Raw genomic sequence first — 12696 nt, forward strand, 5'->3', positions numbered from 1 at the left:
GTGGCCTCCGGCCGTTCTAAAGGGTTAAGCGGCCAACCCTAGAGGTTGACACAATGTTGTAAAGCCTCGGCCCTTTCACCCCATTCCCCGATGTGCCAACCTGCGCGCAATCAGAGGAGGATCATATGGCGATCACGACCTGTGTGTTCGACGCCTACGGAACATTATTCGATGTTGCTGCGGCTGCCCGACAGGCGGCAGACGAACCGGGCTTTGAAGCGCTGAAAGACAAGTGGCCCACAGTCGCGGGACATTGGCGCCTGAAGCAACTGCAGTACACATGGCTACGCGCCGTAGCGGATGCGCATGCGGACTTCTGGGATGTCACCCAGGACGGGCTGGATTGGGCCTTGGAAGCCGCGGGCTTGCAAGGCGACCCGGAACTGCGCCAGCGTCTGCTTGATCTCTATTGGGAGTTGCAGGCTTACCCCGAGGTTCCTGCCATGTTGAAGACCCTCAAGGATGGTGGGCTGCGGACAGCCATCCTGTCCAACGGTTCGCCCCCCATGCTGGAAGGCGCAGTGCAATCTGCCGGGATTGGCGATGTGCTGGATGATATTCTGTCGGTCGAAAGTGTCGGCGTCTTCAAACCCCATGCCCGCGTCTATGATCTGGTGCAAGAAAGGTTTGGCTGTGCCCGCGATGAGGTTTTGTTCGTCAGCTCAAACGGTTGGGATGCTGCCGGGGCCAGCGGGTACGGTTTTGTAACCGCATGGGTCAATCGGATTTCTGAACCTATGGACCGCCTTCCGTGGACACCTGCACATGTGTTGTCCGATTTGACCTCGGTTCCCAAGTTGGCCGGTCTCTGATGCCAGAATTCATGACAACGGACGGCAGGCGCATCTACTATGAGGAAACCGGGACCGGCACACCGCTTTTGTGTCTGGCCGGCCTGACCCGAAACAGCCGCGATTTTTCATTCTTTGCGCCATATGCCTCTGACCTGCGCATGATCACTATGGATTACAGGGGGCGCGGCCGTTCGGAATATGATCCCGATTACATGAACTACAACATCTTTCGCGAATCCCATGACGCGATTGAGCTGCTGGACGTTCTGGGGATCCAGAGAGCCGCCATTCTGGGCACATCGCGCGGCGGACTGATCGCCATGACGCTGGCCGCAAGCCATCCTGAACGTCTTGCCGCCGTTATTCTGAATGACGTGGGACCAGTTATCGAGCCGACGGGTATTGCTAAAATCATGGCCTACGTGGGCACACAACCCGCTGCCAAAACCCATGATGAAGCTGCCGCTGCATTGAAACACGTCATGGAAGCGCAATTTCCCGGAGTTCCGTTGGAAACCTGGCGCAAACAGGCTGAAATTCAGTATGAAATGCGGGACGATGGGCTGAAACTTCGATATGATCCAGCCTTGCGCAAAGCGCTTTTTGAGCAAGCTGCAAGCGGGACAGCACCTGATCTATGGATACTCTTTGAAGCCTTGCGCGACATTCCCACCGGTGTGATCCGGGGCGCGAATTCCGATATTCTGGGCTCGAACACGCTGACGGAGATGCACAGCCGCCTTCCCGGCCTGATTTCGGTCGAAGTGCCCGATCGTGGGCATGTTCCGTTCCTGAACGAACCCCAATCACTGGACCTGATACAGAAGGTATTGAAGAACGCCGCATGAGCACACTTGAGATGATCGAAGCCGCCGCAGATCGGCTGAAAGGACACGTCCGCGAAACACCGATCCTGTCGTCGCCCTTTCTCGACACCCTCGCAAGCCGCCGAATCTGGGTCAAACCGGAATGCCTGCAACATACCGGCAGTTTCAAGTTTCGCGGCGCGTGGTCGGCCATTTCTGCGCTGGATGAGGGCGTACGCAAGCGCGGCGTGATCGCATATTCATCGGGCAACCACGCGCAGGGCGTTGCGATGGCTGCTTCGAAACATCGTATTGCCTCGGTCATCGTCATGCCGTCAGACGCGCCGCAACTCAAGATCGACAATACCCGCGCGCTGGGCGGAGAAGTCGTTTTGTACGATCGCGCGAATGAAAGCCGGGAGGAGATTGGCGAAGCCATCGCGGCAGAGCGTGGTCTGACCCTGATCCGCCCCTATGACGAACCGCAGGTCATCGCGGGGCAAGGCACAACTGGGCTTGAAATCGCGAAGCAGGCTGCGGAACTTGGGGTTTCGCATGCGGATGTTCTGATCTGTTGCGGCGGAGGGGGTTTGACCTCTGGCATTGCGCTGGCATTGGAAAAACACGCGCCGAACTTGCGGGCGCGGCCCTGTGAGCCGGAAGGGTTCGACGACGTCAAACGATCATTGGCGTTAGGTCAAATTCAAAACAACACTGCGGCCTCAGGAAACATATGCGATGCCATCCTGACACCACAGCCTGGCGACATCACCTTTCCGATTCTTCATCGTCTTTGTGGGCCCGGAATGTCTGTCACCGAAGAAGAGGCGTTGCAGGCCATGGCACATGCATTTCTGCGCCTCAAAATCGTATTGGAGCCCGGTGGTGCCGTAGCGCTGGCCTCGGCCCTTTTCCGGGGCAACGAGATCGAGGGTGACGATGTCATCGTCGTCACCTCGGGCGGTAATGTCGATCCGGAAATATTCGCTAAGGCGTTGGAATTCCTGACCTGACAAGTGTACCAAAGCCGTGCAAATTGCACCAGGAACGCCGTGACGACAAGGACCTTTGTCATGATGATCGCTGATCTGGGCGACGTGAAGCTGAACTATCGCATCGACGGCCCCACGGACGGTGCACCCATTGTGTTTGCCAATTCCCTGGGAACCGACCTGCATCTATGGGATGCGGTGCTGCCATACATGCCCGACGGGCTGCGCATCATCCGATATGACAAGCGTGGGCACGGGCAATCCTCGGTGCCGCCTGCACCCTACTCAATGGGCGCTTTGGTGCGGGATGCAGAGGCGCTGCTGGATCACCTTCAGGTTCGCGATTGCGTCTTTGTCGGCCTCTCGATTGGCGGGATGATCGCGCAAGGGCTGGCGGTCAAACGCATGGACCAGATTCGTGCGCTGGTGCTGTCGAACACCGCTGCCAAGATCGCCACGCCTTCGGTCTGGCAAGAGCGCATTCAGGCGGCGCGAAAGGGCGGGATCGAGGCTCTGGCCGATGCCACGATGGAGCGCTGGTTCTCTCGCGAATACCGCCGCGCGCAAAACTACCTGCCCTGGCGCGATATGATGGTCAGCCAACCAGTCGAAGGGTATCTGGGCTGCTGTGCCGCCATTGCCGGTACCGACTTTTATACCCCCACAAGCGGCCTGCGCCTGCCCACGCTTGGGATTTCGGGCAGCGAAGACGGATCTACCCCGCCCGATCTGGTGCGGGAAACGATTGATCTTGTTCCCGGATCCCGATTTCGGCTGATCCGCCGCGCAGGACATTTGCCTTGCGTTGAGAAACCCGCGGAATACGCAGAAATCCTGACCGGATTTCTGACCGAAATCGGACATGTCTGAAGGAGAATGACATGGCGTCCTTCCTGTTGGTCCATGGCTCGTGTCACGGCGCCTGGTGCTGGCGCGACCTGATCCCCGCTTTGGAAACCCTGGGCCATTGCGCCCGCGCCATCGACATGCCCAGCCATGGTGCAGACCCCACGCCGGTGGCCGACGTCACGCTGGACAGTTGCCGCGATGCCATTTTGAACGCCTGTACACCCGATACGATCATCGTCGGCCATTCCTGGGCCGGCTTTCCGATCAGCGCAGCAGCCGAGGCGCGTCCAAATGCGATGCGCGCCTTGATTTACCTGTGCGCCTATGTCCCTCGGGATGGTCTTTCGATGGCAGAAATGCGCAGACGCGGGCCGCGGCAAACCATAGTTCACGCGGTAGAAAAATCTGCAGACGGGCTTTCCTACACCGTGTCCGTAGATGCCATCCCAAAGCTGTTTTATCACGACTGCCCGGACGACATCCTGCCTTACGCGTACGCGCGCCTGTGTCCGCAAGCCATCCATCCACAAGAAACACCGCTGCCAGTCGGTCCGCGCTTTGCCAAAGTCCCCAAGGCCTATATCCGAACAACCGATGACCACACGATTCCAACCGAGTACCAGGCAGACATGAGTGCCTGCGTTCCCGAAGATCTTCGGCGCACAATCGACAGCTCACATTCACCGTTTTTTTCACATCCGCAGGAATTGGCTGAGCTTTTGTCCGAACTGGCAGGCAAACTCTAGTAACCTGTCTTAACGACATGGGTTGTGAGGGCGAACTCTCTCTTCCCTCATTCGTCGAGCATGAATAGGGTGCCGCACACAACTCATTTGTTCTGGTCCCATGCGTCTGCCGTTTTTCTTCATCCTCAGCATCGTCATGATCGATGCCATGGGCATTGGTCTTGTGATGCCGATCATGCCGCAACTGATTGTCGAGGTTCAGGGCGGCACCCTGGCCAATGCCGCAATCTGGGGCGGTGTGCTGAGTACAGCGTTTGCGGCAATGCAATTCATCTTTGGGCCCATTCTGGGAAACCTGTCCGATGCTTATGGGCGCAGAACCGTATTGCTGGTGTCTTTGTTCGTGATGGCCTTGGACTACATCGTCATGGCCGTGGCGGGCAGCATCTGGCTTTTGCTGGCCGGTCGTATCATCGGAGGCATTGCGGCGGCCACCCATTCGACAGCCGCGGCTTTCATGGCGGATGTGTCCGACCCAAAAGACAAGGCCGCAAATTTCGGCCTTCTGGGCGCGGCTTTTGGCGTAGGTTTCGTCCTGGGTCCGGTGATTGGCGGATTGCTTGGCGAATTCGGAACCCGGGCGCCATTCTGGGCTGCGGCAGGGTTGGCGGCGCTGACCTTTTGCATCGGATACTTCGTGATGCCTGAAACGGTAACCGCCGAGAACCGGCGTGATTTCAACCTGCGGCGCGCAAATCCGGTGAATTCGCTTCGCGCCATTGCAGCATTGCCGGGCATCCGGCCGATGCTGTGGGTCTATTTCCTGTATTCGGTTTCAATCTACGTCTATCCCGCCATCTGGTCTTACTTCACAACCGAGCGGTTCGGTTGGTCACCACAAATGATCGGCCTGTCTCTTGGTGTCTATGGTATCGGAATGGCAGTCGTGCAAGGCGGCCTGATCCGCCCGGCCATTCGGCTTTTGGGCGAGCGGGGTACAATCATCTATGGCATGGTTTTTGAAATCATAAGCTTTGCCATTCTGACCTTTCTGACCAACGGCCTGATCGCACTGCTTCTCATCCCAATTACCGCCATTGGGGCGGTCATCACGCCCGCCCTTCAGGCAATGATGTCAAGGGCCACACCAGATTCGCAGCAAGGCGAATTGCAAGGTGTCCTGACTGCGTTGCATGCGCTTTCCATGGTGATCTCACCGTTGGTGATGACCAGCGTATTCGCGCAGTTCATTCGACCCGACACCCCGCTCTACCTGCCCGGCGCCCCTTTTCTGTTGGCACTTTTGTTGATGCTGGCAGGATTTCTTCTGTTTAGGCGGTCCCGGCCTGCCGTAGCGTAACAACGACACGCAAATGGCGGTTTCTGCCTTGCGAGCCGCCTTTTCCCACGCCACCGTAAACCCAACCGGAGTGAGGAAAAACATGCAAAAAATCAAAGCCGCAGTCTGCCGGGCATTTGGCGAGCCATTGGTGATCGAAGAAGTCCATCTGGCGCCCCCCGGCACGGGCGAAGTCGAGGTGACACTGGAGGCTGTAGCCATCTGTCATTCGGATATTTCATATGCTGACGGAGCATGGGGAGGGTTCCTGCCAGCCGTTTACGGGCACGAAGCCGCAGGCGTGATCAGCGCGGTCGGAGAGGCGGCAGGAGATTTCAAAGTCGGCGACCCTGTGGTGGTGACTCTGATCCGCGCCTGCGGGTCTTGCCCTGCCTGTGCAGGCGGGCAACCGACAATTTGCGAAACACCGTACGATACTGTCAAAGGACCATTGAAAACGAGCGACGGCGGCCCACTCGAACAGGCGATGGCATGCGGGGCCTTTGCCGAAAAGGTTGTGGTGAGCCAACGCCAGATTGTCAAAATCCCCGAAAACCTGCCCAAGGAACTGGCCAGCCTGCTGTCCTGCGGCGTGATTACCGGGGTCGGCGCTGCGGTGAATGCGGCAGGCGTGCGCCCCGGTCAGGACGTTGTGGTCATTGGGGCGGGCGGGGTTGGCCTGAACGCAATTCAAGGCGCGCGGATTGCAGGCGCGCGGCGGATCGTGGCCGTGGACATGACCGAAGAAAAGCTTGAGATCGCCAAAGAGTTCGGCGCGACCCACGGCGTCCTGGCCAGCTTGGATCAACCATGGAAAGCCGCATACAGGGCGCTGGGTGGACGCGGTGCCGATGCCGTTCTGATCACCGTCGGCGCGATTCCCGCTTATGATCAGGCCCCGCGCTATCTTGGGCGCGGCGGTAAGGCGATCATGATCGGGATGCCACATTCCGGTGACATGGCCAGCTATGAACCCGTTGTATTGGCAGCCCTGGGTCAGGGCGTCGTCGGGTCGAAAATGGGCGACGTTGTCATTCAGCGTGACATACCCTGGATGGTGGACCTTTACGCACAGGGACGGCTGAAACTGGATGAGCTGATCTCGGGCCGCTGGTCACTGGATCAGATCAACGAGGCCATCGCCGACACCAAAACCGGATCGGCCAAGCGAAATGTAATCCTGTTCGACAGGACCTGACCCACCGAAAGGATTTGGGATGAAACTGCAGGATCTCGACATCATCGTCACCGCCCCGCCCGCTCGGGGCTGGGGAGGGCGCTACTGGATACTTGTCAAAGTGACGACTGATACCGGCATCACCGGCTGGGGTGAATGCTATGCCTCGTCCGTGGGGCCCGAGGCGATGCGTCATGTCATTCAGGACGTGTTTGAACGACATATGCTGGGCGAGAACCCCGAGAACATCGAGCTCATGTTTCGTCGCACCTACTCCAGCGGCTTTACGCAGCGCCCGGACCTGACGGTGATGGGTGCGTTCTCGGGGTTGGAAATTGCCTGCTGGGATGTTCTGGGCAAAGACCGGGACAGGCCGGTCCACGCGCTTCTGGGTGGCCGGATGAATGACCGGATTCGGGCCTATACTTACCTGTATCCCCTGCCTCAGCACAACCTGAACGATTTCTGGACCTCTCCCGAACAGGCGGGCGAAACGGCGGCGGAAATGGTGCGCCGCGGCTACACCGCCGTGAAATTCGACCCGGCCGGTCCCTATACGATCCGCGGCGGCCATATGCCCGCGATGAGTGACATTTCCATGTCCGTCGCCTTCTGCAAAGCGATCCGCGAGGCCGTGGGGGACAGGGCGGATCTTCTGTTCGGCACACATGGCCAGTTCAACACGGCCGGGGCTATTCGGCTGGGACAGGCGTTGGAACCATATCAGCCCCTTTGGTTCGAGGAACCTACACCGCCTGACAATATCGAAGATATGGCCCGCGTCGCCCGCAACGTACGCATACCGGTTGCTACCGGAGAGCGGATGACCACGAAGGCAGAATTCGGAGCCGTCCTGCGTGCCGGAGCAGCCGAGATTCTGCAACCGGCGCTGGGACGTGCAGGCGGAATCTGGGAGATGAAAAAAGTCGCAGCCATGGCCGAGGTCTTCAACGCTCAGATGGCACCGCATCTGTATGCCGGTCCGGTCGAATGGGCCGCCAACATCCATCTGGCCGCTTCCATTCCCAATCTGCTGCTTTTAGAAACCATCGAAACACCGTTCCACGATCAACTGATCAAGGGCTCGATCCGGATCGAGAATGGGTTCGTCGCCGCCCCGACAGCTCCGGGCCTTGGGATCGATGTCGACGAAGACCTGGCCCGCGCACACGCATATGACGGAGAAGGGTTGCATCTGCAAATGCAGGAGGACCCATGCGATTACGTTGACGGCAACGCTTTTCAGGGGGGTGCTCCGGCAACCGAGGGGTGACAATACCAGTGGCCTTGATGCATATTGCCATCACAAATCATGATACAACGGTCAGAAAGTGGCACTAAACGAAACCGGACCTCAGGCACACCTAACAGACGCTCCGTCGGACATGAAAGATAGTGCAGCACGCGCGGCTGCTTTTCTTAAAACACTGGCGCATGAGGGGCGCCTGATGATCTTGTGCCATCTTGGTAGTGGTGAAAAATCCGTCGGCCAGCTTGAAGATTTACTTCAGTTGCGGCAGGCCGCAGTCAGCCAGATGCTGGCCCGCCTGCGCGAGGAAGAGTTGGTCTCGACGCGTCGGGAAGGCAAAACGATCTACTATTCATTGCGCGACGGAAACACTGAAAAAGTGATCCGTCTGCTTTACGATCTGTTCTGCGACACGGACTGCTGATCGCTAATTAGACACATATCCGGCAATAACCTGCAACAGCTTGAACGCGGTTGCTGCATCGTTTTCCACAACGGCAAGGAATTCTTCTTCACCGATCCGCAAACAGGAAAGCGGGGTTTCTGCCACCATGCTTAGCGCACGTGGTTCTTTTCTGATCAGGCCCAACTCTCCGACCAAAGCGCCGGGCCCGACTTTGGTGATCAATTGGTCAGGCCCCTGTTCTTGTGGCAGGTAAAGACCTGCTTCGCCCTCCAAAACCACATAGGCGCCGTCGGTGGGCTGGTCATCTTTCAAGAATACCACCTGCCCTGGCTCGGCATCAAACCAGCGCGCACCAAAGGCCAGCAGACGCAGCTGCCGCCGATCCAGACCCGAAAACAAGGGGGTTTGTTCCAAGGCGCGTAGTTTCCGCGTCAAATCTGCCGATGCTGCACTGTCTTCCTCCACTTCCACGGGTCCTCCGTCCGAGACCACACGACCTTGCATTATCTCCACGTACATGTCGAATGCACCGGGGTTTTCGAACCGATCATTCAAATAGATAACGGTGGTTTCCGGCAGCAGTTCACGGAGCCGTTTAAAGACGGCCACCTGCGTTTTCATGTCATAGCTGGCCAGCGCGTTTTCCAGAATCAGAATGTCAGGTTTCTTGATCGCCGCACGTGTAAAGGCCAAGGGTTCGGCAAACACCGCCGGAAGATTCTGACCGCCCAGAGCAACCTGAACATCATAAATCAACTCAGTAACCAATGGCCGCGCGCCATTTTCCGCCAACACATCGACAATCAGCTTGCGGGCTTCATCCGAACGGGCCCCGCCAATTTGGCTGACTTTCCCGAACAGCGCATTTTCCATGACCGTCAATCCAGGCGCAAAGACGTCCGGATCCAGTGGAACGAAGACGTCCTTCAAACGCTCCATCAGTTTCTCGGAATGGCTGTGCCGCAGTTCGAGGATGCGATCCTTCAGTTCATCCGTGAACGCAGGCCCGATCTGTTCGGCAGAGATCACAAAAGGGACGGCCAGCATATTGGCCAACTGTTCGTCATCCAGCCCGTCCGAACCTTCTTTGCGGGTCTGGTCCACCAGATCCACCGCGACTTCATAGGTCTTTGCGTCAAGACCGAGCTTTTGGAACAACGGGTGGTCCGTTCCATCGATCCCGAAGATCTGGCGCAGCATTTCGATCACATCGCGGGTCAACGCGATCAATGTCTCGTCCAGCCCCAATTCGCGTAACTGTCCTAGAAAAACCTTCTGTTGCGCAAGCAAAGCTTGTGTCACAGGAACACGTGGCGTTGCGAAAAGCAGATTTTCAGCCACAGGCAGGGCCGCGTTATACGCGTTCCGGTCAAAGACAAGTGCCTGTTGTTCCAGTCCCGCTTCACGAACGGCTTGCTGCACAAGCGGGCGCAACTCGATCAGTTTCTTTGCCAGTTCACAATGCTCGGCCGCATCAAAACATTGTTCCGCGCCCCGTTGGAACAGCGCTGCGCCAAACCCCATTCCATCAATCAACTGCAACCACCAGGCACGCAAATCTGCGGCGTCCTGAAAGCCGGCCAGAGATGGATCAAGCCATTCCGCCCTGAACGGGTCGGCACTGTTCCCCGCCCTCAGGGATTCGAGAAAATCCGGATCTTCCGTTGAGTCAGTCAGCGGTTTGAACCGCATCGGCATCATCACGTTGTCGCCCAACGTACCCTGAAACATGACTGGGCGCGATGTGACATACCCGATACGTACGGCGACAACTGCCTGATGCAACTCAGCCAGTTTCAGATCCCCTATCCGCACCTGACCAGCACTGGGCCGTATTTCCCGTGTCAGCAATTCGCCAATGGCGCGTCGATCTTCTTCACTGGGTGCGGCGATACCAATTGTCTTCCCGGCAGGAAAGCTGAGGTCCAAATCATCAATCACCTGATTGCCATCCATGTCCCGCACCGAAACATGATCCAAAACAATTTTGCCGTTCAGGTGTGGCCACTTGGCAGGTTCACCTTCAAACAAGGTTTCATCGAGCATTCCGGCCGGAGCAAACCGGTCAATGACCACGTCCCAGCGCAGCGACATATCCTGGGTCTGGTTGTAGTAGGTCAGCAGCTCTTTCCATGGTGAGCTGAGATCCTTGTACGCAGCCAATGCGGCAACCAGCGCCCCCAGCGAAACCGAACCCTGAAGCACCAACAGACCGCCAATCAGGTAGAACATGAATGGTGTAAGCTGCGAGATGAAGTTATTCAGGAACTTCATGAAGAACTTCTTTTGATAGATCTGGAAACGGATGCCGAACAGGCGACCCAATTGCTCAGAGATCATCGACCGCCGATAACGCCAGCCGCCATTGGTCCGCAGGGTGGACGCGCCCACCGCGTTCTCGCCGATCTGCGCGGCGAGAACGCGAACCTCCTGAATGCGCTTTTTGTTCAGCAGGTTGATCTGGCGCTGTAGTTTGGGGATCAACCAGGCCTGCAACGGAATGAGGGCCACAGCGGCAAGCCCAAACCAGACGCTTTGCAGGAACAGGAAGGAAAGTATGGTGATCATTTGCCCGGCCTGCAGAACAGGTTGACTGATCGCATCGCCCATCAAGCCGCCCATCGGCTCGCTTTCGGCGGTGATCATTGACACCATCTCGCCCTGGCTGACTCGCTCGAAATAGGGTTGAGGAAAGCGCAGCGCCCGATTGATCAACTGATAGCGAAAGCGCCGCAGCATCCGTTCACTCAGCACACCTTTCATGGTGTTGATGCGCATTTTCATCAGGCCATGGCACAGCACTGCCGCCAGAAAGGCAAAGCACAGAATAATCAGAAAATTGGTCTGCGACATAGAATAGCCCCAGACTGTCACCTCGGAGGTGGACGACCCGATCGCGTCATTGATTATTCGTTTTGGCAACTCAAGAGTGAGGTACAGCAACGGAAACAACGTCGCCGTCACGGCCAGCAGGATCAGCTGTTCGCGCTTGGAGTATTTCCAGATAAAGCGGAATATTGTGCGTTCTATGGAACCTGCCCCTGCTGCTGACCGACGACGCGGATTGAACGTAATGCATGCAATTTCAACAGCATGAATCAAATGTCATCCAGATAGGATAAGCAAATTTTTTCCTTTTGGAAAATTTCTTGATGTAATGTGAACTAGTTCATTTACGCGAGCCCGTTTTATTGCCTAATGTTGGCCTGAGAACGATATCGGGAGGGTTCTTTTGGCAGCCAGTTTTGGCGCAGTGTTTCTTATGCTTTGTCTTTTGCTGATCAAGCATATGTTCGCTGACTACTACCTCCAGACACCGAAGATGCTCTCCGGCCGGGGTGAGTATTTTCACTTGGGACGCGCGCAACATGCCGCTGTGCATGTTGTGGGTTCTGTCGTCGTTTTTTTGGTATTCGGCGCACCGCTGCTTTTCATTCTGATCATCGCGGCGCTGGAGTGGTTTATCCATTTCAATATCGATTACATCAAAGCCAGCTATTCAGACAAAAAGCGGCTTGAGCCAACGCAAGCCGCTTTTTGGCGCGCGGCAGGTTTAGATCAGTTGATGCACAACCTGACTTATTTGGCGATGGTTTGGGCGTGGGTCACCTTCGCCGCCGCCTGATCCGTGCTAGGCTGCATGGTCCAATACACCAAGCCGATAGGCCGACAGCCACATCCGATCCAGCACATCAATCTCATCAGGGTCGAACCGGTGCTCAACTTCCCAATACCGACCCGAGGCAACATAGTATCCAAGGTCGTTTTCAAAACGCCTTGCTTTTTGCATGGCACTAACAGCGGGAAGCGGTGCTGCAGTCAGGTCGGATATCCTGGCTGACGGGAAAACCAGCCGACTCGGCCCATTGGACAACCGCACGGTTCTGCACCGCTGAGCGCCCGCGAAAAGCCCCAGCCGTGCGGATTTCGCTTCAAGCGAGCGCAGTGTCACATCCTTTCGCAACGGGTCTGCAGTGCCGTTTCCATAAAAATGTGTTCGCCCCGACCCTGAATACATCATGTCGCAGCCAAAAAACGCCAGTACATCCGGTTCCAGAGCTGACAAAGCCCAATATCCAGCCGTGAAAGCCATCGTTCCGCCAGCGTAGACGAACCCACCATAGTGATTCTGTCTGGGGACGTATTCGTCGGCAGTGACTATGTGTTGAGTACCGAGGACGACCGCAGGGCGGCGCTCTGCCGGGAAATCTTCAGGATGGATCAGGTAATCCCAGTCGTCTCGGATGCGCCACGCGTTGTTGATGGCAACGACATATGTGAATGGCACGCGCGACCATGTCCGCGCCGCCAGCGCTGAAGGGGCACTACCAAGGATCAATACGGTGGTCTTTGGGTCGGTCATAGTGGGGCCACGCTTGTTGACAGCCCCACACGACA

General features: G+C 57.1%; 12 protein-coding genes. 10 read left to right on the top strand and 2 right to left on the bottom strand.

Annotated features, from left to right (window positions below; all coding sequences use genetic code 11):
- Positions 1–125 precede the first annotated feature (125 nt).
- The 9 genes from AC2FFA_RS12120 to AC2FFA_RS12160 all read left to right on the top strand — a co-directional run bounded on the left by AC2FFA_RS12120 (position 126) and on the right by AC2FFA_RS12160 (position 8316).
- A complete protein-coding gene (locus tag AC2FFA_RS12120; protein ID WP_496676711.1) occupies positions 126–812 on the top strand; it encodes a haloacid dehalogenase type II in 687 nt (228 codons plus the stop codon).
- Positions 812–1642 carry an alpha/beta fold hydrolase gene (locus AC2FFA_RS12125; RefSeq protein WP_496851825.1) on the top strand — a complete coding sequence of 277 codons (831 nt, stop codon included), beginning with the start codon at positions 812–814 and terminating at the stop codon, positions 1640–1642. Before AC2FFA_RS12120 ends, AC2FFA_RS12125 begins: the two co-directional genes overlap by 1 nt.
- A complete protein-coding gene (locus AC2FFA_RS12130; protein ID WP_299898444.1) occupies positions 1639–2613 on the top strand; it encodes a threonine ammonia-lyase in 975 nt (324 codons plus the stop codon). Before AC2FFA_RS12125 ends, AC2FFA_RS12130 begins: the two co-directional genes overlap by 4 nt.
- Before the next feature lie 60 nt (positions 2614–2673).
- Positions 2674–3462 (top strand): 3-oxoadipate enol-lactonase, encoded by a 789-nt coding sequence (pcaD, locus tag AC2FFA_RS12135; protein ID WP_496851826.1) that lies wholly within the window; start codon positions 2674–2676, stop codon positions 3460–3462.
- Between the two features lie 11 nt (positions 3463–3473).
- A complete protein-coding gene (locus tag AC2FFA_RS12140; protein WP_496851827.1) occupies positions 3474–4187 on the top strand; it encodes an alpha/beta fold hydrolase in 714 nt (237 codons plus the stop codon).
- A 100-nt stretch (positions 4188–4287) separates the two neighbouring features.
- Positions 4288–5487, top strand: coding sequence for a TCR/Tet family MFS transporter (locus AC2FFA_RS12145; protein ID WP_496851828.1), 1200 nt, complete (start codon positions 4288–4290; stop codon positions 5485–5487).
- An 82-nt stretch (positions 5488–5569) separates the two neighbouring features.
- Positions 5570–6664 carry a Zn-dependent alcohol dehydrogenase gene (locus AC2FFA_RS12150; protein ID WP_496851829.1) on the top strand — a complete coding sequence of 365 codons (1095 nt, stop codon included), beginning with the start codon at positions 5570–5572 and terminating at the stop codon, positions 6662–6664.
- Between the two features lie 19 nt (positions 6665–6683).
- A complete protein-coding gene (locus tag AC2FFA_RS12155) occupies positions 6684–7916 on the top strand; it encodes a mandelate racemase/muconate lactonizing enzyme family protein (RefSeq protein WP_496851830.1) in 1233 nt (410 codons plus the stop codon).
- Positions 7917–8028: 112 nt separating this feature from the next.
- Positions 8029–8316: an ArsR/SmtB family transcription factor gene (locus AC2FFA_RS12160; protein WP_117869814.1), complete on the top strand. Its 288-nt coding sequence runs from the start codon at positions 8029–8031 to the stop codon at positions 8314–8316.
- A 3-nt stretch (positions 8317–8319) separates the two neighbouring features.
- On the opposite strand, the gene AC2FFA_RS12165 is transcribed toward AC2FFA_RS12160, so the two are convergent.
- On the bottom strand, positions 8320–11316 hold the full coding sequence (locus tag AC2FFA_RS12165) for a cyclic nucleotide-binding domain-containing protein (protein ID WP_496851859.1): 2997 nt from the start codon (positions 11314–11316) through the stop codon (positions 8320–8322).
- Positions 11317–11560: 244 nt separating this feature from the next.
- On the opposite strand from AC2FFA_RS12165, the gene AC2FFA_RS12170 reads away from it, so the two are divergent.
- On the top strand, positions 11561–11923 hold the full coding sequence (locus AC2FFA_RS12170; protein ID WP_117872835.1) for a DUF3307 domain-containing protein: 363 nt from the start codon (positions 11561–11563) through the stop codon (positions 11921–11923).
- Positions 11924–11929: 6 nt separating this feature from the next.
- Here AC2FFA_RS12170 and AC2FFA_RS12175 read toward each other — a convergent pair whose 3' ends face one another.
- Positions 11930–12661, bottom strand: a complete 732-nt coding sequence (locus AC2FFA_RS12175; RefSeq protein ID WP_496851831.1) for a hypothetical protein — start codon at positions 12659–12661, stop codon at positions 11930–11932.
- Between the last annotated feature and the right edge of the window lie 35 nt (positions 12662–12696).

The organism is Ruegeria sp. YTSB088 (assembly GCF_059609825.1).

Coding starts and splice junctions, on each gene's coding strand:
- AC2FFA_RS12120 (WP_496676711.1), top strand. CDS start 126: ATGGCGATCACGACCTGTGTGTTCGACGCCTACGGAACATTATTCGAT.
- AC2FFA_RS12125 (WP_496851825.1), top strand. CDS start 812: ATGCCAGAATTCATGACAACGGACGGCAGGCGCATCTACTATGAGGAA.
- AC2FFA_RS12130 (WP_299898444.1), top strand. CDS start 1,639: ATGAGCACACTTGAGATGATCGAAGCCGCCGCAGATCGGCTGAAAGGA.
- pcaD (WP_496851826.1), top strand. CDS start 2,674: ATGATGATCGCTGATCTGGGCGACGTGAAGCTGAACTATCGCATCGAC.
- AC2FFA_RS12140 (WP_496851827.1), top strand. CDS start 3,474: ATGGCGTCCTTCCTGTTGGTCCATGGCTCGTGTCACGGCGCCTGGTGC.
- AC2FFA_RS12145 (WP_496851828.1), top strand. CDS start 4,288: ATGCGTCTGCCGTTTTTCTTCATCCTCAGCATCGTCATGATCGATGCC.
- AC2FFA_RS12150 (WP_496851829.1), top strand. CDS start 5,570: ATGCAAAAAATCAAAGCCGCAGTCTGCCGGGCATTTGGCGAGCCATTG.
- AC2FFA_RS12155 (WP_496851830.1), top strand. CDS start 6,684: ATGAAACTGCAGGATCTCGACATCATCGTCACCGCCCCGCCCGCTCGG.
- AC2FFA_RS12160 (WP_117869814.1), top strand. CDS start 8,029: ATGAAAGATAGTGCAGCACGCGCGGCTGCTTTTCTTAAAACACTGGCG.
- AC2FFA_RS12170 (WP_117872835.1), top strand. CDS start 11,561: ATGCTTTGTCTTTTGCTGATCAAGCATATGTTCGCTGACTACTACCTC.
- AC2FFA_RS12175 (WP_496851831.1), bottom strand. CDS start 12,661: ATGACCGACCCAAAGACCACCGTATTGATCCTTGGTAGTGCCCCTTCA.